The sequence below is a fragment of the Ruegeria sp. ABF4_144 genome (assembly GCF_056160045.1).
Genome location: NZ_JBSWWK010000001.1, coordinates 1,134,937 through 1,157,490, shown reverse-complemented (window position 1 = coordinate 1,157,490; position 22,554 = coordinate 1,134,937). Strand labels below are relative to the sequence as shown.

At 58.9% G+C, this 22,554-nt stretch carries 23 protein-coding genes; 12 read left to right on the top strand and 11 right to left on the bottom strand.

Annotated features, from left to right (window positions below; translation table 11 throughout):
- Position 1: 1 nt before the first annotated feature.
- Together ACXAGD_RS05980 and ACXAGD_RS05975 are read left to right on the top strand one after the other, a co-directional pair.
- On the top strand, positions 2-172 hold the full coding sequence (locus ACXAGD_RS05980) for a hypothetical protein (protein WP_475209061.1): 171 nt from the start codon (positions 2-4) through the stop codon (positions 170-172).
- Positions 173-175: 3 nt separating this feature from the next.
- Positions 176-1,360 carry a vWA domain-containing protein gene (locus ACXAGD_RS05975; protein ID WP_475209059.1) on the top strand — a complete coding sequence of 395 codons (1,185 nt, stop codon included), beginning with the start codon at positions 176-178 and terminating at the stop codon, positions 1,358-1,360.
- 7 nt (positions 1,361-1,367) lie between these two features.
- Here the strand turns inward: ACXAGD_RS05975 and ACXAGD_RS05970 are convergent, their stop codons facing one another.
- The gene (locus ACXAGD_RS05970; protein WP_475209058.1) at positions 1,368-1,763 is read right to left on the bottom strand and encodes a hypothetical protein; all 396 of its coding nucleotides are present in this window, start codon (positions 1,761-1,763) and stop codon (positions 1,368-1,370) included.
- A 269-nt stretch (positions 1,764-2,032) separates the two neighbouring features.
- Between ACXAGD_RS05970 and ACXAGD_RS05965 the strand changes: the two genes are divergently transcribed.
- Positions 2,033-2,722, top strand: coding sequence for a M48 family metallopeptidase (locus ACXAGD_RS05965; protein ID WP_475209057.1), 690 nt, complete (start codon positions 2,033-2,035; stop codon positions 2,720-2,722).
- A gap of 93 nt (positions 2,723-2,815) precedes the next feature.
- Here the strand turns inward: ACXAGD_RS05965 and ACXAGD_RS05960 are convergent, their stop codons facing one another.
- The 5 genes from ACXAGD_RS05960 to ACXAGD_RS05940 are packed head-to-tail and all read right to left on the bottom strand — an operon-like array spanning position 2,816 to position 8,030.
- Positions 2,816-3,358, bottom strand: coding sequence for an RSP_2648 family PIN domain-containing protein (locus ACXAGD_RS05960; RefSeq protein WP_475209055.1), 543 nt, complete (start codon positions 3,356-3,358; stop codon positions 2,816-2,818).
- Positions 3,355-4,557, bottom strand: a complete 1,203-nt coding sequence (locus tag ACXAGD_RS05955; RefSeq protein ID WP_475209054.1) for an RSP_2647 family RNA methyltransferase — start codon at positions 4,555-4,557, stop codon at positions 3,355-3,357. Before ACXAGD_RS05955 ends, ACXAGD_RS05960 begins: the two co-directional genes overlap by 4 nt.
- Before the next feature lie 38 nt (positions 4,558-4,595).
- Positions 4,596-4,868 (bottom strand): hypothetical protein, encoded by a 273-nt coding sequence (locus tag ACXAGD_RS05950; RefSeq protein ID WP_475209053.1) that lies wholly within the window; start codon positions 4,866-4,868, stop codon positions 4,596-4,598.
- Entirely contained in the window at positions 4,855-7,644 is a 2,790-nt protein-coding gene (locus ACXAGD_RS05945) for a [protein-PII] uridylyltransferase family protein (RefSeq protein WP_475209052.1), read from the bottom strand. Before ACXAGD_RS05945 ends, ACXAGD_RS05950 begins: the two co-directional genes overlap by 14 nt.
- The gene (locus ACXAGD_RS05940; RefSeq protein WP_475209051.1) at positions 7,641-8,030 is read right to left on the bottom strand and encodes a DUF4440 domain-containing protein; all 390 of its coding nucleotides are present in this window, start codon (positions 8,028-8,030) and stop codon (positions 7,641-7,643) included. Before ACXAGD_RS05940 ends, ACXAGD_RS05945 begins: the two co-directional genes overlap by 4 nt.
- A 154-nt stretch (positions 8,031-8,184) precedes the next feature.
- Here ACXAGD_RS05940 and ACXAGD_RS05935 point away from each other — a divergent pair, with 154 nt between their 5' ends.
- The 4 genes from ACXAGD_RS05935 to ACXAGD_RS05920 all read left to right on the top strand — a co-directional run bounded on the left by ACXAGD_RS05935 (position 8,185) and on the right by ACXAGD_RS05920 (position 10,401).
- Positions 8,185-8,607, top strand: coding sequence for a DUF2852 domain-containing protein (locus tag ACXAGD_RS05935; RefSeq protein ID WP_475209050.1), 423 nt, complete (start codon positions 8,185-8,187; stop codon positions 8,605-8,607).
- Between the two features lie 66 nt (positions 8,608-8,673).
- Entirely contained in the window at positions 8,674-9,105 is a 432-nt protein-coding gene (locus tag ACXAGD_RS05930; RefSeq protein ID WP_475209048.1) for an RDD family protein, read from the top strand.
- A gap of 75 nt (positions 9,106-9,180) precedes the next feature.
- The gene (locus ACXAGD_RS05925; protein WP_475209047.1) at positions 9,181-10,005 is read left to right on the top strand and encodes an arginyltransferase; all 825 of its coding nucleotides are present in this window, start codon (positions 9,181-9,183) and stop codon (positions 10,003-10,005) included.
- 6 nt (positions 10,006-10,011) lie between these two features.
- Positions 10,012-10,401 carry a VOC family protein gene (locus tag ACXAGD_RS05920; protein WP_475209046.1) on the top strand — a complete coding sequence of 130 codons (390 nt, stop codon included), beginning with the start codon at positions 10,012-10,014 and terminating at the stop codon, positions 10,399-10,401.
- Positions 10,402-10,532: 131 nt separating this feature from the next.
- Here ACXAGD_RS05920 and ACXAGD_RS05915 read toward each other — a convergent pair whose 3' ends face one another.
- From ACXAGD_RS05915 to ACXAGD_RS05905, 3 genes are all read right to left on the bottom strand, one after another.
- Entirely contained in the window at positions 10,533-12,887 is a 2,355-nt protein-coding gene (locus ACXAGD_RS05915) for a TRAP transporter large permease subunit (RefSeq protein WP_475209045.1), read from the bottom strand.
- Positions 12,888-12,904: 17 nt separating this feature from the next.
- Positions 12,905-13,831 (bottom strand): TRAP transporter small permease subunit, encoded by a 927-nt coding sequence (locus ACXAGD_RS05910; protein WP_475209044.1) that lies wholly within the window; start codon positions 13,829-13,831, stop codon positions 12,905-12,907.
- A 121-nt stretch (positions 13,832-13,952) separates the two neighbouring features.
- Positions 13,953-15,035: a TRAP transporter substrate-binding protein gene (locus ACXAGD_RS05905; RefSeq protein ID WP_475209042.1), complete on the bottom strand. Its 1,083-nt coding sequence runs from the start codon at positions 15,033-15,035 to the stop codon at positions 13,953-13,955.
- A gap of 249 nt (positions 15,036-15,284) precedes the next feature.
- Here ACXAGD_RS05905 and ACXAGD_RS05900 point away from each other — a divergent pair, with 249 nt between their 5' ends.
- Together ACXAGD_RS05900 and ACXAGD_RS05895 are read left to right on the top strand one after the other, a co-directional pair.
- Positions 15,285-16,718 (top strand): cache domain-containing protein, encoded by a 1,434-nt coding sequence (locus ACXAGD_RS05900; protein ID WP_475209041.1) that lies wholly within the window; start codon positions 15,285-15,287, stop codon positions 16,716-16,718.
- On the top strand, positions 16,715-17,353 hold the full coding sequence (locus ACXAGD_RS05895; protein WP_475209040.1) for a response regulator transcription factor: 639 nt from the start codon (positions 16,715-16,717) through the stop codon (positions 17,351-17,353). Before ACXAGD_RS05900 ends, ACXAGD_RS05895 begins: the two co-directional genes overlap by 4 nt.
- 81 nt (positions 17,354-17,434) lie before the next feature.
- Here the strand turns inward: ACXAGD_RS05895 and ACXAGD_RS05890 are convergent, their stop codons facing one another.
- Positions 17,435-17,818, bottom strand: a complete 384-nt coding sequence (locus tag ACXAGD_RS05890) for a bleomycin resistance protein (RefSeq protein WP_475209039.1) — start codon at positions 17,816-17,818, stop codon at positions 17,435-17,437.
- Positions 17,819-17,863: 45 nt separating this feature from the next.
- The gene (locus tag ACXAGD_RS05885; RefSeq protein ID WP_475209038.1) at positions 17,864-18,709 is read right to left on the bottom strand and encodes a HalD/BesD family halogenase; all 846 of its coding nucleotides are present in this window, start codon (positions 18,707-18,709) and stop codon (positions 17,864-17,866) included.
- A 423-nt stretch (positions 18,710-19,132) separates the two neighbouring features.
- On the opposite strand from ACXAGD_RS05885, the gene ACXAGD_RS05880 reads away from it, so the two are divergent.
- The 3 genes from ACXAGD_RS05880 (at position 19,133) to ACXAGD_RS05870 (ending at position 22,553) form a co-directional block, all read left to right on the top strand.
- Positions 19,133-20,884 carry an acetolactate synthase 3 large subunit gene (locus ACXAGD_RS05880; protein ID WP_475209037.1) on the top strand — a complete coding sequence of 584 codons (1,752 nt, stop codon included), beginning with the start codon at positions 19,133-19,135 and terminating at the stop codon, positions 20,882-20,884.
- Between the two features lie 59 nt (positions 20,885-20,943).
- Entirely contained in the window at positions 20,944-21,504 is a 561-nt protein-coding gene (ilvN, locus tag ACXAGD_RS05875; protein WP_475209036.1) for an acetolactate synthase small subunit, read from the top strand.
- Positions 21,505-21,800: 296 nt separating this feature from the next.
- Complete coding sequence (locus ACXAGD_RS05870) at positions 21,801-22,553, top strand: helix-turn-helix domain-containing protein (protein WP_475209034.1); 753 nt, start codon at positions 21,801-21,803, stop codon at positions 22,551-22,553.
- The last annotated feature ends 1 nt before the right edge of the window (position 22,554 follow it).

The following is a 22,554-nucleotide window of genomic DNA, read 5'->3' as shown; positions in this document are numbered from 1 at the left end:
CATGGTCGTGGTTTTGGGAATGGCGATACTGGGGGCAATCCTTGGGGCGCTGACGGCGCGCAAACGCAATGGCAATCGGGCGGATATGGCCCAATACGCGGCCGGATACGGCATCGCCTTTGCGCTGGTCGGGCTGGTGCTGTCGCTGATCCTTGTCAGGTTCGTGGTGTAACCGATGTTCCTGCCCTTTTTCGAAAACCTCCGCAAAGCTGGCATTCCCGTATCCCTGCGGGAATACCTGACATTTCTGGAGGGCATGAAAAAGGGGCTGGCCACCTATGATGTCGAGGCGTTCTACTATCTCGCCCGCGTCTCGATGGTGAAAGACGAACGCAACATCGACAAGTTCGACCGCGCTTTTGCCGCCAGCTTTGAAGGGCTAAACGAGATCAGCTTTGATCAGGTGCTCGAGGCCGTCGATATCCCGGCCGACTGGCTTGCCAAGATGGCCGAAAAGCACCTGTCCGAAGAAGAAAAAGCCGAGATCGAAGCGCTCGGTGGCTTTGACAAGCTGATGGAGACGCTGCGCGAGCGTTTGAAAGACCAGCAAGGCCGGCATCAGGGTGGCAACAAGTGGGTCGGCACCGCCGGGACGTCCCCATTCGGGGCCTATGGCTACAATCCTGAAGGCGTCCGCATCGGCCAGAAGGAAAGCCGCCATCAGCGTGCGGTCAAGGTCTGGGATAAGCGTGAATTCAAGAACCTGGACGACACCGTTGAATTGGGCACGCGCAACATCAAGGTCGCCCTGAAACGCCTGCGTCGCTGGGCGCGCGAGGGGGCGGCCGAGGAACTGGATCTGGACGGCACAATCCGCGCCACGGCCGAGCACGGCTATCTGGACGTCAAAACCCGCCCCGAACGCCACAACGCCGTTAAAGTGCTGCTGTTTCTGGACGTGGGCGGATCAATGGACCCGCATATCAAGGTAGTGGAGGAGTTGTTTTCGGCCGCGCGCACCGAGTTCAAGCATCTGGAATATTACTACTTCCACAATTGCCTTTACGAAGGCGTCTGGCGTGACAACCGCCGCCGTTGGGACCAACAGACCCCGACGCATGAGGTGCTGCGGACTTATGGCTCCGACTACAAATGCATCTTTGTCGGCGACGCGTCGATGAGCCCCTATGAGATCGCCTATCCCGGCGGCGCCAACGAGCATTGGAACCAGGAAGCCGGTCAGGTCTGGCTGCAACGCGCACGGGAGCAGTGGCAATCAAACCTGTGGATCAATCCTGTGCCAGAGAAATACTGGGGCTACACCCACTCGATTGGTATGATCCAAGAGATTTTCGAGGACCGCATGGTACCTATGACCTTGGCCGGTCTTGAGCAGGGAATGCGGGAACTGACGCGCTAAGCGGCGGTTACACCTTCATTCGTGAGCGTCGCAGGCTGCGCAGGTCGCTGCTTATTGCTGGTTGCAGCGGTGGTGGCGAAGCATTTGACCCATCCTCTGGGTTGTTTTGGCCATTGTCAGGTAAAATCGCGTAGAACAACCCAGCAAAGCTCATCACGGTCCAATACGCCAATGCGGGAAATGCGATTATCAAGGTCAACATTTTACCCACGGGAACCGGCAATCCAAATGGGGCGACAACGCTTACGGCGACGATACCGTAGAGCAGAGCCAGCGGGCCCGAGCCAATAAATATAAGCAGTCCTTTCACCAATCCATTTGGATTGGCCAGCCAATTGGGTGTCAGTCTCGGCATGCTCATCAACACACCTGCCCCAAATACTATTAACACAAGATAGGGCAATGGACCGACGTCAAAACCCTGTGTCCAACCGTGATACAAGGAGCCGACAGCTAAGAGCGACAATAGAATGCCGTAGTGCCCCAGTGATCGCCGACAGGAGTTGTAAACTCGGAAACAGAAATTTCTCATACCCAAATCTCTCCATTGAAAGCTGAATGCGATGTTCGTGCTAAACGGGAAACCTGACGAAAGTTAGACGCGGTCGCGTGTTGCGACACAAACCGTCTTGCACGGTTGCTTATCCCCTTACCCAGAGCCATATCTAAGGGATGCTACGATTTACCCCGATCCTTCTGGCCATCGCCTATGCCCTTGTGATGTACCGGGTCTCTGTCTGGCGCACGCACCGTGAGTTGGACGCCAAATCGACCGAACTGGCGGACCCCGTGCTGAAACGCATGACCGACCGACTAGCGGCTGCGTTAGAGATCGAACGGGTGCCGGTCTACATCTATGAGATCGATCCGGTGAACGGGCTGGCGGCTCCGGATGGACGGATTTTCATCACACGCGGGTTCTATCGTAAGTTTCGAAACGGAGAGGTTTCGGCCGAGGAAATGACCAGCGTGATCGCGCATGAACTGGGGCATGTAGCGCTGGGGCACGCGCGGCGGCGGATGATCGATTTTTCCGGCCAGAACGCATTGCGGGCCGCGTTAATGATGCTGTTTGCCAGATTCATCCCGTTTATAGGCGCGTGGATCGCCAACATGCTGACGCATCTGTTGGCCTCGCGTCTGTCGCGCGGGGATGAATATGAGGCCGACGAATATGCCGCTGCTTTGCTGACCAAGGCTGGGATCGGGATCGGACCGCAGAAGTCTCTGTTTCACAAGCTGGAAGATCTGACCCAACAACGCGCCGGAATGGTTCCGGCGTGGTTGATGAGCCACCCGAACACCAATGAGCGAATTGCGGCGCTTGAAGCGCTTGAGCAACGTTGGGACACGGGGAAGTAGGTTGCGCCGCGAGGGGAGAGCCCGCCGCTATTGGCGCTCGAACCCATGGCAACTCCCCGGGATACTTTTAGCCAGATGAAAATGGATCCGAGGCTATTGGCTGAGAGCTTTACCCAGACGCGGTAAGCGGGCTTTTTTCATCAGGGCGCGCAGGGTCCACTGGTCACCAGACAGACGATTGGCTTCGGCCAAAACGCGGCCGGCTGTGTTGGCCATGCCATCCGGGTCGATTTGCCAAAAGCTCTGTAGCAGGCCGTCAGGGTCGCGGCGCTCTAGCCCTTCTTCCGATAGGATATTTCTCGGAAAATCCTTGGCATTGACGGTGACAATAACATCCGCCGAAGCCGTGACAGCCGTTGCGAGAACGTGAATATCGGCGCTGTCGGGTAACCAGAGGCGCTGCTCCACACCCGGCTGGGCCTTGCGTTCTGCGTCTGGCCAATGAGCTTGGGCAAGGGCGATTTCGGCTCGGGCTTGTGCCTCACCTTCAGGGCCCAGTTTGCGGGCAGCACGGGCCCATTCTTCGAGGATGCGAGCCGACCAGACCGGGGTAAAGTGACCCAGTCGTGCGGCACCTAGCAGCATCTCTCGCATCACCGTGGGGTAGATGACACAGGTATCCAGAACCGCCTTCACAGCCGATAGAACACGGCTTTGAGATAGCCGCTTTCGGCCAGTTGTGGCAGTTGCGGATGGTCAGGTCCGGCGAAACCGGTGTGAATCAATTGCGCCTGACGCCCTGCCCGGCCAATGCCGCGTGATGAGGCGTCGCGGAAACGACCAAGATCGGCGGCGTGGGAACAGGAACACAGGCCAAGATAACCGCCAGGCTTCACCAGCGCCGCAGCCAGTCGCGCCACGCGTTCATAAGCGCGAAGCCCCGCATCCAGCGCCTGTTTCGAGGGCGCAAAGGCGGGCGGATCGCAGATGACCACGTCGAATTGCGCACCCTCTTCACCCAGTTGGGTCAGCACGTCAAAGGCATCGCCCTGTCGGCTTTGAAAGCGGTCAGCGCAGCCTGAGGCATCCGCGCCCTGTGTGGCCAAATCAAGTGCTGCGGCCGAGCCATCAACGGACACGGCCTGCGCGGCCCCTGCGGCCAGCATTGCCAATCCAAACCCACCGACATGGCTGAACACGTCCAACACCTTTGCGCCGGGCTGTACCAGTCGCGCGGCGAAGGCATGGTTGGGGCGCTGATCGTAGAACAGGCCGGTTTTCTGACCACCGGTCAGGTCGGCCATATAGGTGGCCCCGTTCATCGGAACAGGCAGCGGTGCATCCGGCGCGGTGCCCCGCAGGGTAAGGTTGACGTCGTCCAGCCCCTCCAATCCCCGGGTTCTGCCCGAGGCGTTTTTCAACACTGTCGTCACCCCGGTGACACGGACCAGGGCCTCGGTCAGCGTGTCCAGATGCGCCTCGGCCCAGGCGGCATTGGGTTGGATCACACAAGCGTCGCCGAACCGGTCGATGATCACGCCAGGAAAGCCGTCTGCTTCGGCGTGGATCAGGCGGTAGTACGACGCGCCGAACAGGCGCTCGCGCATTTCCAACGCGCGGCGCAAGCGGGTTTCAAACCATGCAGCGTTCAGCTCGGCGTCCAGATCGCGATCCAGAACACGGCACATGATTTTGGATTCGGGGTTCACCGCGACCAGAGCGATGGGTGCGCGCTTTTCATCCTCAAGCACAGCCAAGGCACCCGCCGAAATTTTACGGGTCCGGCGGTCTGTGACGATGTCATTGGCATAGACCCACGGGAAGCCATGGCGCAGACCGCGCGCATTGGCTTTGGGCTTCAGTCGAATACGGGGGCGATCAGTAGCTTGGGTCATGACGCCCTCATAGTGAGGATCGCGCCGAGGGGAAAGCCCTAGCGAGGGCGAGATCGCCAGCCACCGCGACGTTTCGGCGCCTGTGCCGATTGCAGTCCCTCGGCCAAAACTTGCGTCATCGGATGATCGGCTTCTTGCGCGGCGTAGATGGTGTGCAGCTCGGTCAGGGCCTGTTTTTGGTCGCGCTCTACCGGCAAGCTCAGCGCCCAGTCCAGAAAGATGCTGCGGCATTCAGGCAGCGTGATGCCGTCGATGCGATAGGCCTCTCGGATCAGGCCCTTGTGATCATTCGGATCGTCACTGCGCGGCATCTTTCCCCTCCTGGATCACGCTGCCAATAACCCCGGCGGCGGTGGTGTAACTGTCCTGCAAGGCGGCCTGAAGCTGTTCAACCTGTTCGAACCCGGTGGCGCGGCACAGAAAGGCCGCGCCGCCCTCGCCGATCTTGTCGGCCTCGATCACCTTGCCCGACAGCAGCCGGGCCGCGCATTGCACTGACCAGAATAGATCGTAGCACTCTTTCAACGTCTGCGCCTGAGCGACGTCCAGCAGGCCCGCAGCGACAGCGCCTTCCAGCCCGCACTGTACGTCGCGCTGCGCAACGCCCGAGAGTAGCGCCCCGGTTTCCGCCACCAGTTCAATGTCCATCATCCGGCCTGCGCCGTTCTTAGCATCCCAGATCCCGGCCGGAGATTTGGCCGCCGCCAGACGAACGCGCATCTCTGCCACTTCACGGAGTACTTTTTCGCGATCTTCGGGCTGTGCCAGGAAATCGGCACGGAAGGTTTCTATATCCTGCGCCAACTCGGCGTCCCCTGCTACGACGCGGGCGCGGGTCAGGGCCAGATGCTCCCACACCCAGGCTTCGTTCTGCTGATAGTTAGTGAAGCTGGCCCAGCTTGTGGCCACCGGCCCCTGATTGCCCGAGGGGCGCAGGCGCATGTCGACATCGTAAAGCCGTCCTTGCGACATCGGCGCCGACAGCGCCGTGATCAGCGCCTGCGTGAACCGGGCGTAATAGGTGCGCGTGGCCAGAGGGCGCGGGCCATCCGACATATCCTGATCCTGCGGATCATAGATCACAATCATATCCAGATCAGATTGCGAGTTGATCCGCCCTGCCCCAATCGATCCCATGCCCAAAACCGCCGCACCACGCCCCGGAGCGGGGCCATGCTTCTTGGCGAATTGCTCAACGACACAAGGCAGGATCGCGGCGATCACCGCGCTGGCCAGTTCGGCATATTGCTGTCCGGCCTGCGCTCCGTCGATCAGCCCGCGCAGGTGATGAACCCCGATGCGGAAATGCCATTCTTTGCACCAGCGGCGGGCGTAGTCCAGCTGCGTTTCATAGTCCGCCTCTTGCTCCAACGCCTGCGACAACTCTGTCTGCAAAACTGCCTGCCCCGGCCAATCATCGAAGAAACTACCGCCAATTACGGCATCAAATACGGCGGCGTTGCGCGACAGGTGTCCCGCCAGCGCGTGCGAGGTCCCCACGATATCCACCAGCAGGTCGATCAGATGCGGGTTGGCTTCGAACAGAGAAAACAGCTGCACCCCGGCAGGCAAACCGGAGAGGAATCCGTCTAACGCCAGTAATGCCTCATCCGGTTTTGCGGTTTTAGACAGGCGCGAGAGCAGTTCAGGCTTCAACCGTTCAAAAATCCGCGCGCCCCGCTGCGAGCGCAGCGCCGGATAGGTGGGCCAGCGCGCCAGAATGCTTTGGTCGAATTCAGCCTCTTTGACCGGCGCCGGGGTCGAGGATCCGGGGGCAAAAAACCCTTCGGTCAGCTCATGCACTTCGGTCAGGCGACGGGTCAGGTCGGCGGTCAGCTCGGTGCTGTCGATCCCCATCAAACACGCGACACGTTCGATCCCGTCCGGTGATTGCGGCACCTTATGGGTCTGCGAGTCGTGGACCATCTGGATGCGGTGCTCGACCTCGCGGTGGGCGCGGTAGTGATCGGTCAGCTTGTCGGCGACCTCCTGCGGCACCCAGCCTTTTTCGGCTAACGCGGCCAAACCGGGCACGGTGCCGCGCACCCGCAGATCCGGGTCGCGCCCTCCGGCAATCAACTGGCGGGTCTGCGTGAAGAACTCGATCTCGCGAATGCCGCCCTGCCCCAGCTTCATGTCATGGCCCGGAATGGCCAGCGTGCCGCCGGTGCCCTTGTTCTCGCGTATGCGCAGACGCATGTCATGAGCGTCCTGAATGGCGGCGAAATCTAAATGCCGGCGCCAGACAAAGGGACGCAGCGTATCCAGAAAGTGCTGGCCTGCCGCCAAATCACCGGCGCAGGCGCGCGCCTTGATATAAGCGGCGCGTTCCCATGTGCGACCGAGGCTTTCGTAGTACCGCTCGGCCGCCTCAGCCGCCATGCAGACCGGGGTCACTGCGGGATCGGGACGCAGGCGTAGGTCGGTGCGGAACACATAGCCATCAGCGGTTTTGTCGCTGAGCGTGGCACAGAAATTACGCGTCGCACGCACCATGCCATGCCGCGCATCGTAGAAATCATCCGGGTCAAAGCGGGTTTCATCGAACAGCACGATCAGGTCGATATCCGAGCTGTAGTTCAGCTCATGCGCGCCCATCTTACCCATCGCCAGAATGATCATCCCGGCGGCGGTTTCGACATCATCCGGCCCCATGCCGGGCAGTTTGCCGCGCCGGATCAGCGCTGCGATTTCGGCCTTCGCCGCGACATCCGCCGCCAACGCGCCAAAATCTGTCAGCGCCGCCGTGACCTTCTCCAACGGCCACGCCCCGGCGAGATCAGCCAGCGCGGTCAGCAGCGCTATCTGTCGTTTGCCCTGTCGCAGCCCCGGCTTCAACTGATCCGGTGGCAGAGCTTTGGCTGCGGCCATAACCTCGGCCAACGCCTGATCCGGTTGCTGCAGGGCTTGCGGCAACCACTCTCGTTCTCGCTCGATCAGACCTTTCAGATAGGGGCTGGACCCTGCCGCCCCTGCAATCAACTCACCCTGTTGGGGTGTGATGTCAGAAACCGCCTTCAGAGCCTCCTCCCCCAGCACGGCATCAAAGGCACGGGGAACGCGGTGAATAGTCAGCGGGCCGGTCATTGCGCCTCCAACGGAGTATCCTGACTGAAACTGTTGACCCACACGTCCAAGCGACGTTCCCATAGGGACGAGATCAGCATCGCCTCCCAAGCGTCGGATCCGGGGCGCTGATAGTCTGCGCGATATGTAAGCAACACAATGTCCGGGGTCAGAACGCGCAGTTTCGTCTCGCTCAGATCAAACCGGGCCATGGTCGGCGCATCGGCAAACTGCCCGACATGGTCGTCGCGATTGGCAAACCCGGTGGGATACACACCCAGAAAATCCGCGCTCAGCAGCGCCCTGTCAGCCGAGGCATTGCCATCAACCAACGCAGTCCAGACTTGCTTTTCCAAGGAGAGTATTTCGTCCAGCGCCGGAGGGGTCGTGTTGTCAGTATTTTGCATGTGCGAAACCTGCGCCCGATCCTCAGGAAGGTCAACCGAAGAACGCGTCTCAGCACCCAATGTAAATCTTTTTCACATAGACCCCTTGCAACAAGTCGCACGCTCCCCATCTTAACAATGTGAAAATGATTTACATAAACCCCGGAGACCAACAATGACTGCACTTTCCGACCACGCCGTCCCTGAAAACCCGGGATGGTTCTACCGTGCCGAAGCCTGGATGGATGACAAAGGCAAAGGGGCCTGGATCGCCGCCATGGTCCTTGGGTTCATCTTTTTCTGGCCCGTTGGCCTTGCCCTTCTGGCTTATATGATCTGGAGCAAACGCATGTTCAGCAAATCCTGCAGCCGCCGCAAATCCTGGCACAGCCACATGAGCGCCATGAAGCCCTCGGGCAACAGCGCGTTTGACGCCTACAAGGCCGATACGCTGGCACGGCTGGAGCGGGAACAGCAGGACTTTGAATCCTTCCTGCGTCGTCTGCGCGAAGCCAAGGACAAGGCCGAGTTTGACCAGTTCATGGACGAACGTGCCCGCGAAAACCGCGATGAGGCCGAAAACGGCGAACGCGCCTGATCCAACCTTGCCCTGTCCCGACTTTCGGGACAGGGTGCCCCCAATCAACGACGCGGAACTTTTTGAATGACCCACCTGCCCGATCCAGACAGCCAACCGGAGTTTTATCAATCGGTGGCGACCAAACGCTTTGTCGCATGGCTCTTTGACATCGCCTTAATCTCTCTGCTGTGCATCGTGCCGGTTTTTCTGACTTTCGGCGCCGGGCTGTTCTTTTTGCCGCTGATCTATGGCGTCATCAGTTTCGTCTACCGCGTCATCACGATCAGCAACGGATCGGCGACGCTGGGCATGCGCTTTATGGGCATCGAGTTGCGCGACGCCTTTGGCGCCCGCATGGACATGGGCAAGGCCGTCGCCCACACCGCCGGGTATTTCATTAGTATGGCGTTTTTTGTGGTTCAGATCGTCTCGGTCATCATGATGCTGACCAGCGCGCGCTGCCAGGGCCTTACCGATGCGTTTCTTGGCACCGTCATGATCAACCAGAGGGCATAAAAATCAGCCTATTGAATCACTTGGCGGCTCAGGGAACCGTTGTTATCATCCTATCCTAGGAAACACGGAACCTTCATGCGACACACGCTGCCCATTGCGCCGCAATTCTATGTAACGGCCCCCCAGCCCTGCCCTTACCTTGAGGGCAGGATGGAGCGTAAGCTGTTCACTGCCCTGCAGGGCGAAGGGGCCGATCAGCTGAACAACTCACTGTCGCAGCAAGGATTTCGCCGCTCGCAGAACGTGCTCTACCGCCCGTCCTGTACTGATTGCGCAGCCTGCCTGTCGGCCCGGATCGACGTCTCGGCCTTCCGCCCTACCAAAAGTCAAAAACGTGCAGCAAAACGCAACGCACACCTGCGGCGTCGGGCAAATTCGCCGTGGGCGACGGATGAACAATACGACCTGTTCCGCCGCTATCTGGACACCCGCCACGCCGATGGTGGCATGGCCGATATGGACGTGTTCGAATTCGCCGCGATGATCGAAGAAACCCCGATCCGCAGCCGCGTCGTCGAATATGTCGACCCTGAAACCGGGGACCTGATTGCCGTCAGCCTGACCGACGTTCTGGATGACGGGCTGAGCATGGTCTATTCGTTCTATGACCCGGAACAGCCGCAAAGCTCTCTGGGTACCTATATGATCCTCGATCACATCGACATCGCGCGCGAGGCGGGCCTGCCCTATGTTTATCTCGGCTATTGGGTGCCCGGCAGCCCCAAGATGGGCTACAAAGCGCGGTTCTCGGGGCTTGAGGCCTATATGCAGGGTGATTGGAACCGCGTCGACAATCCCGCGGCTCTGGCACAGGCCAGCCATCACCCCTTGTCCACGGCCCCGATCGCCGAACAGGTCGCCGGTATTCAACTACCCGACCGTCACCCGACCAAAGGCTGACACCCCATGCATCAGAGCCTTCATGCTGTCACCCTTGTGGTGCCTGATTACGATGCCGCCATCGCATTTTACACCCGAACGCTGAACTTCACCCTGACACAGGATATCGACCTGGGTGACGGCAAGCGTTGGGTACTGGTGTCACCTCCAGGTTCAGCAGGCGGATCTCTTTTGCTTGCAAGGGCCGATGGGCCAAACCAGATCGCTGCCGTCGGAAACCAAACCGGTGGCCGCGTGGGTTTCTTCCTGCAAACGGATGATTTTGATCGTGACCACCACGCGATGTGTGCCAAAGGTGTCCAATTCGAAGAAGATCCAAGGCACGAACCTTACGGCACGGTCGCCGTCTGGCGCGACCCGTTTGGCAATCGCTGGGATCTGATCCAGTTCACCTGATCCGCCTCATCTAGCCAGAAATATCTCGGGGTTGAGTTTGCCGCAGGCCAAGAAGGGGCTGGCTCCTTTCCCAAGACTCCAAAGAAAAGGGAGCCATTCGGCCCCCTTTTCCGTTTGATTACAGCACCAAATCAATTCGGGATCAGATCTGGAACAATGGTCACAATCGACGGGAAGAACCATAGAATTCCAATCCCCACGACCTGAATGATCACGAAGGGCACGATACCGCGATAGATATGGCCCGTTGTCACCTCTTTCGGCGCGACGCCCCGTAAGTAGAACAGCGCAAAGCCGAACGGTGGCGTCAGGAACGAGGTCTGCAGGTTCACAGCCACCATGATCGTCACCCATTTTGGATCGAACGATCCGCCATAGATCACCGGGCCCACAATGGGGATCACGATGTAGATGATCTCAAGGAAGTCCAGCACGAACCCGAGAATGAACAGCACTAGCATGACGATCAGGAAGACTGTGAACTCGTTGTCAAAGCTCTTGAGGAACTGCTGGATATAGTGTTCCCCACCGAACGAGATCACCACCAGGTTCAGCAACTGCGATCCGATCAGGATGGTAAAGACCATCGAGGTCACCTTGGCCGTCTCACGCACCACTGGGGTCAGAACTCCGCTGGAGAACAGAACCCAGCAGGCGTAAATCAGGCCGAACAACGCATACAGATACGCCGCGTAGGACAACACAAATGCGATCCAAGTCTCGACCGAGACATTGCCCTGATTGACGCGCAGATCGAAGTTCACGCCCAGCACCAGGCAGATGATGACAGCAAAGGTCGACCAGATGATCACCTTACCCGAGCGTTCCTGATCCTGGAGCTTGCGATAAGCCGCCAGCATGATCGCTCCGCCTGCGCCCAGCGCAGCCGCCGGTGTCGGGTTGGTGACACCTCCAAGGATCGAACCGAGCACCGCGATAATCAGAACCAGAGGTGGGAAGACCACCCGGATAAGATCGTTGGTTGAACATCGGATCGCTGCTTCCTTCGACCCATAGATAGCGAGAGCAAAAGGTACCGCCAGCAGCAGGAACGTCGCCCCAGACGACGTTGTCGGCGAGATCAGCACCAAATCAACCAGCAGCATCAGCAACAGGCCAATGGCCCCGAGGATCAGCGGCTGTGGCGATTTCGACGGTGCGATACCGCGTCCCATCAGCAAGGTCAGACCCAGCAGCACTACAACTACGGCAACACCATTGCCGATCGGTGCAGCCGCAGCAATCTTGGCTTCTTGCGCGGCGGCCAGTTCTTCCTCGCTCAGGCGCGTGGAAGCGGCCGTTCCACCAGCGGCGTCGATAGCCTCTTGCTCGGCCACGGCCTGATCCCATGCGGACTGTCCGTGCAGTTCGATCATCGACACTTTGCATTCCTCGGATACGTTGGTCCGTAGCGAGGCTCCGGCACCGATATCCGAGAAGGCCGACACGTTGATGTTCTGGCTACCAATCACACCCACATTGCCCAGCAGGATCGCACCCACGATCAGCGCGACCGGCGCGCCCAGCAGCCAGGTCAGACCTTCGCCACGGGTGATCGGCTCACCGCTGCCACCCGAAATCTCGACCGCTGGGGCCTTTTCGGGGTTCAGCAGCGCATAGCCAAAGGCATAGAGCGCATACAGCAAGGCCAGCATGATCCCCGGCAACAATGCCGCCTGGAACAGCGTACCCACCGAGACCACCGCAGGTTCACCCAGATAGGTCAGCGCGTCGGTACAACCGGCGTCAACCGCGCGGGTTTCTTGCGCAGTGGAATACAGGTCACCGGCCAGCGTCCCCAACAGAACGATCACGATCGAGGGTGGAATGATCTGCCCTAACGTCCCCGAAGCCGCAATCACACCGGTCGCCAATTCGGGCGAATAGTTGTTCCGCAGCATGGTCGGCAGCGCCAAAAGGCCCATGGTCACAACGGTCGCGCCCACGATCCCTGTCGAGGCAGCCAGAAACGCGCCCACAACCACAATCGACACGGCCAGACCACCCGGCAGCGGGCCAAAGACACGCGCCATTGTGGTCAGCAGGTCGTTGGCGATCTTGGAACGCTCAAGCGTGATGCCCATCAGAACAAACATCAAAACGGCCAGCAGAGTTTCGATGGATTGGCCAGCCAGAACACGTTCGTTGATGCGGTTCACGATGAACGAGACGTTGCGGTCCAGCGCGGTTTCCCAACCCTGCACAAAGACCGGCTCGGCGATCCTGGGCAAATCCGGGTATCGGAACGTGGACACGGTGTCAGGTTTAACCCCTGAATTGACCAGATCCCGATAGGCTTGTGATCCGGTATCAATTGCCTGATGGATCAGCAGCCCCGCACTGTCCAGCGCCGCGATGATCCCGAAGGAAATGATACCAGCGCCACCGATGGCAAACGCCACCGGAAAGCCGGAAAGAATGCCTCCGAAAAGGCAGAAAAATACGATAATGAGGCCTATCTCGACGCCATCAAGTCCGAATAACATAGTCTGGGTCTCCGTCCCTAATGTGCGCCTTCGTAGGCTTCTTCACCCTCGCCAAGGGTGTCCTTGTCGAGGTATTTTCCAATGCTGTCGGGTCCTTCTACATATTCCAGATACGAGCGGTACAGGAAGGCGATCGCGTGCAGGAACACCATCGCCGCGAAGCAGATCAGCAGAATTTTGAACAGGAAATAGGCGTTGAACCCGTTGGGACTGAACCCGATAGTTTCCACGTTCCAGCGCAACGCTCGGGCTTTCATGACCAGCCGGTCCAGCGCATCACTGGCCGAGGGTTTCGGCACAATCAGGTGCCGCCACATAAAGTACCAGCCATACATCCATGTCAGCACGGCGATCGGCATCATGAAGAACAATGATCCCAGCATGTCGACCACGCGCTTGGCGCGGTGGCTGATCCCGGCATAGACCAAGTCGACCCGCACATGGCCACCCTGAACGAAGGTGTATGTGCAGCACAGGCACACGACCATCGCGTTATAAAGCTTCAGCTCTTCTGCATACCAGCTGATGTCCTGACTGAACGGAATTCCCAGACCAAAAGACATGTCCGGCCGCGCAAACACCCGCTGCATGAACACGATAACGATTTGTTGGATCACCATCAGCAAGCCCGCCCAGGCAAAGAAACGCCCGGTCGTGTTGGCGAACCCTTCAAGGACACGCACCATCCCCCACATGAAGTTGCGGTAGTACAACCCGATGGCGGTCAAAACCAAAAAGAGGGTGAATACCACAAAGAAGAACTCGACCGATCCGCCATAGTAGACAAAGCGCATGATGGCTTCTTTGTCCGACCAGTTCAGCCAGAGTTGCGGATGCGTGATGGCGTATCCGAAATTATAGAAGGCTTCGGCAATGTTCTGAACGAACCACACCAGTCCGTTCCACAGGGCGCCGAAAAACGAGATACCGTTATCGTCCTGCATGTTGTCCCCAGGTCGTATCGGTTGCACTGTTTCTTGTCACGGTTTTGTCCGAACCGTACATGTGCAACGGGAAAGGTTTCCCCGCTATTGCGGGGAAACCAGTCTAGCATAGTTTCAAGGATTAGCCGCGTACGCGGTTACGCTGCGTGGTGTAGACGCCCGAAGACAGGTCCAACCAGCCAGCCGAAGATGCCGAGGACGCCATTGCGCTGTCGTGGATCTTCTTGAACAGCTCGTCGCCCATGTTCTCGTCCAGCACTTCCTGGCTGGCCGCACCGAAGGCGTCCCAGACGCTGTCCGGGAATTCCATGACCTTTACGCCACCCGACTGCAGACGCTGCAGCGCGGCACCGTTGTTGGCCAAGAATTGCGCCAGGTTCCACTGGTGCGCTTCGCCCGCTGCGATCTCGATGATCTTCTGCTGTGCAGGTGTCAGGCTGTCGAACACGTCGCGGTTTGTTGCCAGCGACAGGCCCGCATTCGGCTCGTGGAAACCGGCGGTGTAGTAAACCTTGGTGATTTCCTGGAAACCGGCCTTTTCGTCGGCCCACGGGCCGATCCACTCGGTGCCGTCGATCGCACCCGAAGACAGCGCCTGATACACTTCCGAACCCGGAATGTTCTGAACCGATGCGCCCAGTTTACCCAGAGCTTTACCGCCCAGACCGGGCATACGGAACTTCAGACCGTTGAAGTCATCAGGGCTGTTGATCTCTTTCGAGTACCAGCCGCCCGCTTGCGCACCGGTGTTACCGGCCAAGAACGACTTGAGGCCAAAGATCTGACCCAGCTCGTCATGCAGCTCCATGCCGCCATCCTGGTAATACCAGTTCACCATTTCCTGTGCGGTCATGCCGAAGGGCACGGCGGTGAAGAAGGCATAGCCCGGGTGCTGACCAACAAAGTAGTAGTCAGCTGCGTGGTACATGTCGGCCTGACCCGACGAAACGGCGTCAAAAACCTCAAACGCGCCAACCAATTCGCCGGCGGCTTTGATGTCAACGGTCAGGTTGCCGTCCGACATTGCAGTGATGCTGTCGGCGCAACGCTGCGCGCTGTCGAAAACACCCGCCAGACCACGACCCCACGAGGTCACCATGGTCAGTGTGCGCTTGCCCTGCGCATAAGCCGGAGCTGCCAGCGTGGTGGCAGCAGCTGCCGAGCCGCCCAGTGCAGATGTTTTCAGAAATGAACGACGATCCATATGAGTGTTCCTCCCCTACATATTCAAAACCCGGACAAGGTCCGGGCGCAGTCGTTATCAGTGCGCGCCAGCTTAAACAGCGGGTTTTGAATGTGAATACCAATAACTACGTAGAGGGGTGGGTTTTTTGAAAGCGCAACCGGTCAATTCCGTGGAAAATCCCGTCGGCACCGCGCAACTTGGGCTGTATCTGCACCGGAATGTCCAAAAATTTTGCATTTTTGCCCGCGCTTGCGTATCGATTCGACCATGAGGGGATTTCGCAACCTGATTTCACTGACCTACGGCCAGAAACTGTCGCTGGTCGCAGCCATTCCACTGGTCGTTGCGGTGGCGGCGATTGCCTTGCTGGTTACCCATGAGTCCCGCGCCACGGCCGAACGTGAGATACAGGCGCTGGAACGCCGCCTGATTGAAGCCAAGAAAGAAGAACTGAAAAACTACGTCACGCAGGCCCGAAACGGGTTTGCCTATATCTATGGGCGTGCGTCTCCGGATGACGCGATTGCAAAGAACCTCGTGACGCAAATCCTTGCAGCCATGATCTACGGAAAAGATGGGTTCTTTTTTGTCTATGACTATGACGGCAACAATCTGGTCAGCCCGCGCCAGACCCAGTTCATCAACCGCAACTGGGAGGGCCTGACGGACAGCGACGGCACCCCTGTTGTGGACGAATTCATCAGCCTCGCCCGGCAAGGGGCCGGTTGGCACAGCTTCATGTGGCAAAAACCCTCGACCGGGGAAGAAGCCCAGATGATTGCCTATGTCGTCGGCCTTCAGGACTGGCAATGGGCCGTCGGCACCGGCGTCTTCATCGACGACATTGTGGCCACTGTGGCCAACGCCCGTGCCGAGGTCCAGGCCCGCGTACAGCGCACCTTCATGTATATCGGTGCCATCGTTCTTGCCGCCGTTCTGATCGTCTTTGCCTCGGGCATGTTGCTGAATGTCCGTGAGCGCAGGCTGGCTGACGCCAAGCTCAAGGAACTGACCCAGCGGGTGTTCGACGCGCAAGAGGAAGAGCGCGGCCGCGTGGCACGTGAATTGCACGACGGGATCAGCCAGATCCTCGTGGGCGTGCGTTACGCGTTGGACAATACGCGGCGGCGATTGGATCGCGGGGATGACGATGGCGCCCGCGCACCGTTGGACAAAGGCATAGACCACCTTGGCACTGCCATCACCGAGGTCCGCCGCATTAGCCGCGACCTGCGTCCCGGCGTCTTGGACGATCTGGGCCTTGGCCCTGCCCTGAAAACACTGACCGACGACTTCCGCGAACGCACCGGTATCGAGACCGAGTTTACGACGGTGGTGTTCCGAAACCGTCTGGATCAGGACAGCAAGATCGCGCTCTACCGCATCGCGCAAGAGGCTCTGACAAACATCGAACGCCACTCCGGGGCAACTCGTGTTAATATCGACCTGCGCGGTCACAAAAAGGGTGCCACGATGCGCATCTCCGACAATGGCCGCGGTCTGCCCAATGGGCAGGATCAGGCCAGCACCGGGATCGGTCTGCGCAACATGCAGGAACGCATAGAGCAGCTTGACGGCTCCCTGCGTATTCTGTCATCACGCAGCCCGCGCGGCGGCACCGTGATCGAGGCCAGCCTGCCGCTCAGCCACCTGCTGCCGCCGCAGGAAGAATCCTCTCCGAACCGAAAGGCCGGTACATGACAATCCGAGTTCTTATCGTTGATGATCACCCAATGGTGGCAGAGGGGATTCAATCGATCCTTGAAAGCTATGATGAGATTGAGGTGGTCGGCACGCTCGGCACCGGTCAGGAGGCCGTCGACCAGGCCACCGATCTGTCCCCCGATGTCATCCTGATGGATCTGAACATGCCCGGTCTCGGTGGCCTAAGCGCGACCGAGATGATCCTCGAACGCCTTCCCGACACCCGCATCCTGATCCTGTCGATGCATGACAGCCCCGAATACATCTCGACCGCGCTTAGCCACGGCGCCAAGGGATATGTGCTGAAAGACGTCCCAACGGATGAGATAAAACAGGCCATCGACGCCGTGATGCGCGGCGAGCAATACCTGTGCACCGGGGCAAGCGGGTCGCTGGAGCCCAAGAAAGACAGCGCACGCGAGGCGCTGACGGGCCGGGAACAGACGATCCTGCTGGAATTGGCGCAGGGTAAATCGAACAAAGAGGTCGCTCAGGCGCTGGAAATTTCAGTGCGCACGGTGGAAACCCACCGCAAGAACATCAAGCGCAAGCTGGGGATTTCATCCACCGCTGGCCTGACCCGCTACGCGCTGGAACACGGGGTGCTGCAGGGCACCAGCCCCGGCTTCTAGGCGCCCCCGCAGCGCGGCACGCGCTGCCCGGCCCAACCGACGGAGATGCGCCACAGGCGCATTGACAACGGGCGGGAGGGCCTACCCCCTCGGGCGAATGTCCTGACCAAAAAACACCAGCGCGCCATCCTCGTCGATGACGTGAAACTCGCGCTGCTGATAAGGCTGGTCGAAAGGCGGGCGCACACGTCCCTCTGGCAGGTCCGCCAGACCCGGGCGAAGGCTTTCATACAGCTCGTCTATCCCGTCCACGTCTATATAAAACGACTGATCGTCCCCCAATGGGCGACCATCCTCGCGGGGCGGGCATTCCAGCAACCGGATGGCAACAGGGCCCAAAGACAGGAACGCGTAATTGTCCTGTCGAAACCCGCAGGAAAATCCCAACCGATCACAATAAAAGTCAATCTGCTTTTGTAAGGAAGAACACAGAACAAAAGGCGTGAGTTGCAGAATATCAGGCACCAGACTCTCCGGCTTTGAAATGATATGGCCGTAGCCTAACACATCTTAGTCCAGCAACTGGTCCTTTCTCAGCCCTTCCCGTTCATGATGACGTGGCAACACCCGACCATAGAGTTGCTGCGTGCGTTCAACGCTGCCGCACATACCTTCAGCCTCGACAAAGGAGAATATCCCGACATAGCGATTGCGCGTACCCTCCACCGGCGCCACCCTGTGCAACGCATACCGCCCCTTGAAAATCTGCAGGTCGCCCGGTTGTAGCTCCAACTTACGAACGCGCAACATGTTCCCGTCCAGAACAGAGGCCACTTCTCTGAAGTTCTCGTCTTCAGCGGTTCTCAGGTTCGGGACATATTCAAAGGTGCCCCCGGTCTCTCCGTTCTGAATGGCCAAGGTTACGGTGTAGTTATTGGTGTCGAAATGCCAAGGAAAGCCCTGCCCCTCTTCCACTACGTTTATGATCACGTCTGCCAGCGGATCATCATAGCGAAAGAAACGGTCTTCGCTCTCGTTCAGGGCGTCGCGTATAAACGGCATGAAACCGTCGAACTCATAGATGCGACGAAGCGGACCGGATCGTGGAAAGTTATCCGCCGGAACAAACGCGTTCGAGCGGTCATAAAAGCGCCGGATCGGGTGACCGATGCCAAAGCTCGGATCATCTTTGGTAAAATAGGCGTTTGTCCTGTTGAAAGACCTATGCGCCCGAGGTGCGACCGCGTCGGCCTCTTTGATCAACACCTCAAGCCCCGCGTCATGGACAAACCCCGGCAATACCGCGCACCCGTCCTCATCCAGTTCCCGCCGCAAGTCCGTTATCATCTGTTCATACGCGCGAGAGCCCGGGCAATCGATGGGATACCGACCAAGGTCAACCAAATCCGCTAACATGAACCGCCTCCCTAAACACAATCGTCAGGTTCAGCGTGCCGCAGCCGCCAGCGGCCCTCATGTCAGTTTAAGACATTGCTCTGACGCAAACTGACCAGTTCAAATTCAGATTCTCATCCCTCCAACAGAGCGCAATTGGCGGAAATTCCCGACCTGCGGCAATCTGCGCAATAAAATGTCGCAAAATCCGCCCCTCGGGTCACAAAATTGGTACGATTGCCTGTTGACGCCCCGTCGCACCGCTCATAATGTCCCTGCACGCAAAAAAGGAGCCTCTGGCGATGAAAGCGCTAGTCGTAATCGTAGGAAACACGCGCATGGGCCGGTAACGGTAAACCATAATCGAACCCATGCGCCTCCGAAAATCTCGGGGGCTTTTTTTTGGCAAAACGCAAGACACATGTCGCGAACGGAGCAAAGCAGATGACACGTGAGATGACCGGCGCAAAGATGGTAGTTCAGGCCCTCAAGGATCAGGGCGTGGACACGGTATTCGGATACCCCGGCGGCGCCGTGCTACCGATCTATGATGAGATCTTTCTGCAGAACGACATCCGTCACATTCTGGTGCGGCATGAACAGGGCGCGATCCACGCCGCCGAAGGTTATGCCCGCTCGACTGGCAAGCCCGGCGTTGCGCTGGTGACGTCTGGCCCCGGTGCGACGAACGCTGTGACCGGCCTGACGGATGCGCTGCTGGACTCGATCCCGATCGTTGTTCTTACCGGACAGGTCCCGACCTTCATGATCGGCTCGGACGCGTTCCAAGAGGCCGACACCGTTGGCATCACCCGCCCCTGCACCAAGCACAACTGGCTGGTGAAAGACACGGACTCGCTGGCCGAAACAATGCACGAGGCTTTCCATGTTGCCACCTCGGGTCGCCCCGGCCCTGTGCTGATCGACATCCCAAAGGACGTTCAATTCGCCTCTGGCGAATACAGCGCGCCAAAGCCGTCGACCTCGCATTACCAGCCGGTTCTGAAGGGCGATCTGGAAGAGATCACCGAATTGGTTGCCGCGATCGAGACGGCGAAGAAGCCCGTTTTCTACACTGGCGGCGGCGTCATCAACTCGGGCCCGGCAGCCAGCCAGCTGCTGCGTGAACTGGTCGATGCAACCGGCTTCCCGATCACCTCGACCCTGATGGGTCTGGGCGCCTATCCCGCGTCGGGTGAAAACTGGCTGGGCATGCTGGGGATGCATGGTCTCTATGAGGCCAACCTCGCGATGCATGACTGTGACCTGATGATCAATATCGGCGCGCGGTTTGATGATCGGATTACCGGACGGATTGACGCGTTCTCGCCGAACTCGAAAAAGGCACATATCGACATCGATCCTTCTTCGATCAACAAGGTCATCCGCGTTGATATCCCGATTGTCGGCGACGTGGGTCACGTGCTTGAGGATGTCCTTAAGGTCTGGAAGGCGCGCGGTCGCAAGACCGATGCGGCGGCTGTCAAACAGTGGCAGGCGCAGATCAGCGACTGGCGCAAGGTCAACTGCCTCGCCTACACCAACAGCGAGAAGACGATCAAACCGCAATACGCGCTGGAACGTCTTGAAGAGCTGACCAAAAAACACGACCGCTATATCACTACCGAGGTTGGCCAACACCAGATGTGGGCCGCGCAATATCTTGGGTTCGAAGACCCCAACCGCTGGATGACATCGGGTGGTCTGGGTACGATGGGCTATGGCTTCCCGGCTTCTGTCGGTGTGCAGATGGCGCACCCCGACGCGTTGGTGATCAACGTTGCAGGTGAGGCCTCTTGGCTGATGAACATGCAGGAAATGGGTACCGCCGTTCAGTACCGCCTGCCGGTGAAACAGTTCATCCTGAACAACGAACGTCTGGGCATGGTTCGCCAGTGGCAAGAGCTGCTGCATGGCGAGCGGTACTCGCATTCGTGGTCCGAAGCGCTGCCTGATTTCGTCAAGCTCGCCGAGGCGTTTGGTGCCAAAGGCATCCTGTGTTCCGACCCCGCCGATCTGGATGACGCGATCATGGAGATGATCAACTATGACGGTCCGGTCATCTTTGACTGTCTGGTTGAAAAGCATGAAAACTGTTTCCCCATGATCCCGTCGGGCAAGGCGCATAATGAGATGCTGCTGGGTGAAGCAGAAACGCAGGGCGTGATCGACTCCAAAGGTTCGGTTCTGGTTTGACGAAATACCGTTGGGCGCCCCGCGCGCCCGACACCACAAGGATGATGAAAGGGACGTAAATGTCTGCCCTACATATCAAAAAAGGCTCCACCCGCCATTCGGCCTATAACCTACGGCCTACTTTCTCGGACGTTCAGGAACGTCACACAATTGCGGTTCTGGTCGAAAACGAACCGGGTGTTCTGGCCCGCGTGATCGGCCTGTTTTCGGGCCGTGGCTACAACATCGAAAGCCTGACCGTGGCCGAGGTCGACCACACCGGCCACCTCAGCCGCATCACCATCGTTACCACCGGTACCCCGCAGGTGATCGAACAGATCAAGGCGCAACTGGGCCGTATCGTCCCGGTTCACGAAGTTCACGATCTGACTGTCGAAGGCCCTGCCGTGGAACGCGAATTGGCCATCATCAAAGTTGTCGGCGCTGGTGACAAACGCGTCGAAGCACTGCGTCTGGCCGATATCTTCCGCGCCAATGTAGTCGACAGCACGCTGAACTCTTTCATCTTTGAAATTACCGGCGCCCCGGACAAGATCGACGCTTTTGCCGATCTGATGCGCCCGCTGGGCCTCGTCGAAGTGGCCCGCACCGGCGTCGCGGCCCTGCTGCGCGGCGAGTGAGTTTTGCCCCCACCCTGTCGGGAAGTTCGACACGGGTGGGGGATTTTCGGTTTGGCAAAACCGGCTCATCCCCGGATTTGGCGGGCGTGAAACGCGCCCGGTGCACTACCGCCGAAAAAGATCACGCAAAATAAAATAAAGCCTATTGCGTTTATGGCAATCAACGCTAGCCTCGGGTTAAGACGCGGCGTTGGGATGCGCCCGTTCGTGTCATCTGTACGATTTCTACGTATTGTCGGCCTACCGGTCGAACATGTTGCGTATATCGAAACAAGTCGCGAGAACCTGGGACGCCTATGACCAATTCCATCCGTAATCCGGACGAACTGCGCCAAATGTTCGGCGCCAATCTCAGGCGTCTCGCACAGCAATACTCGTCGGTATCCGAACTTTGCCGGCAATTGGGAATAAACCGCACGCAATTCAACAGATATCTGGGCGGCGAGAGCTTTCCGCGCCCTGACGTGCTGGACCGCATATGCCGGTTTTTTGAGGTCGACGCCCGCATTCTGCTGCGGCCCTTGGACGAAATCGACCGCACGCCCACGCACCCTGCGGCCTCGGCCCTGACCGATTTTCTGGGTTCTGGCCCGGCGACGCTGACCGAGAACCTGTTCCCGGCCGGTTTCTACTATGCCACCGAAACCGAGCTGCATGACACACAGCCCTCGCGGCACAGGTTGTTTCACGCACGCCGCCTGCCCCAGTGTACGCTGGTGCGCGGATACGAGCCACGCCCGGGAATGCCCGAAGCTGCCCCCATCGACCGCGAGGTACAGGGGATCGCAGCTTGCGCCGGTCGGCAAATCTATATTCTGATGTCCAGCCGTGCATCACAAAACAGCCGGATCTATCTGGTGACGCGCGGGGCGGACGAAAACGCGGACCGGTGGCGTGGGGTGGCTATCTGTCTGTCGAAAACTACTGCCAGCGCAACAACAACCCGACGGATTCTGCTGCGTCATCTGGGCGAAAGCCCCTCGGCGATACTCGCGGCGGCGCGCACCGCGCGCCGCTCTGAAAACCCTGTTCCGCAGGCCGCAGGTTAGA

Excerpts from the sequence above, each read along its gene's own strand:
- ACXAGD_RS05980 (WP_475209061.1), top strand. The coding sequence starts at position 2 with ATGGTCGTGGTTTTGGGAATGGCGATACTGGGGGCAATCCTTGGGGCG.
- ACXAGD_RS05975 (WP_475209059.1), top strand. The coding sequence starts at position 176 with ATGTTCCTGCCCTTTTTCGAAAACCTCCGCAAAGCTGGCATTCCCGTA.
- ACXAGD_RS05965 (WP_475209057.1), top strand. The coding sequence starts at position 2,033 with ATGCTACGATTTACCCCGATCCTTCTGGCCATCGCCTATGCCCTTGTG.
- ACXAGD_RS05955 (WP_475209054.1), bottom strand. The coding sequence starts at position 4,557 with ATGACCCAAGCTACTGATCGCCCCCGTATTCGACTGAAGCCCAAAGCC.
- ACXAGD_RS05950 (WP_475209053.1), bottom strand. The coding sequence starts at position 4,868 with ATGCCGCGCAGTGACGATCCGAATGATCACAAGGGCCTGATCCGAGAG.
- ACXAGD_RS05945 (WP_475209052.1), bottom strand. The coding sequence starts at position 7,644 with ATGACCGGCCCGCTGACTATTCACCGCGTTCCCCGTGCCTTTGATGCC.
- ACXAGD_RS05940 (WP_475209051.1), bottom strand. The coding sequence starts at position 8,030 with ATGCAAAATACTGACAACACGACCCCTCCGGCGCTGGACGAAATACTC.
- ACXAGD_RS05935 (WP_475209050.1), top strand. The coding sequence starts at position 8,185 with ATGACTGCACTTTCCGACCACGCCGTCCCTGAAAACCCGGGATGGTTC.
- ACXAGD_RS05930 (WP_475209048.1), top strand. The coding sequence starts at position 8,674 with ATGACCCACCTGCCCGATCCAGACAGCCAACCGGAGTTTTATCAATCG.
- ACXAGD_RS05925 (WP_475209047.1), top strand. The coding sequence starts at position 9,181 with ATGCGACACACGCTGCCCATTGCGCCGCAATTCTATGTAACGGCCCCC.
- ACXAGD_RS05920 (WP_475209046.1), top strand. The coding sequence starts at position 10,012 with ATGCATCAGAGCCTTCATGCTGTCACCCTTGTGGTGCCTGATTACGAT.
- ACXAGD_RS05915 (WP_475209045.1), bottom strand. The coding sequence starts at position 12,887 with ATGTTATTCGGACTTGATGGCGTCGAGATAGGCCTCATTATCGTATTT.
- ACXAGD_RS05910 (WP_475209044.1), bottom strand. The coding sequence starts at position 13,831 with ATGCAGGACGATAACGGTATCTCGTTTTTCGGCGCCCTGTGGAACGGA.
- ACXAGD_RS05905 (WP_475209042.1), bottom strand. The coding sequence starts at position 15,035 with ATGGATCGTCGTTCATTTCTGAAAACATCTGCACTGGGCGGCTCGGCA.
- ACXAGD_RS05900 (WP_475209041.1), top strand. The coding sequence starts at position 15,285 with ATGAGGGGATTTCGCAACCTGATTTCACTGACCTACGGCCAGAAACTG.
- ACXAGD_RS05895 (WP_475209040.1), top strand. The coding sequence starts at position 16,715 with ATGACAATCCGAGTTCTTATCGTTGATGATCACCCAATGGTGGCAGAG.
- ACXAGD_RS05885 (WP_475209038.1), bottom strand. The coding sequence starts at position 18,709 with ATGTTAGCGGATTTGGTTGACCTTGGTCGGTATCCCATCGATTGCCCG.
- ACXAGD_RS05880 (WP_475209037.1), top strand. The coding sequence starts at position 19,133 with ATGACACGTGAGATGACCGGCGCAAAGATGGTAGTTCAGGCCCTCAAG.
- ilvN (WP_475209036.1), top strand. The coding sequence starts at position 20,944 with ATGTCTGCCCTACATATCAAAAAAGGCTCCACCCGCCATTCGGCCTAT.
- ACXAGD_RS05870 (WP_475209034.1), top strand. The coding sequence starts at position 21,801 with ATGACCAATTCCATCCGTAATCCGGACGAACTGCGCCAAATGTTCGGC.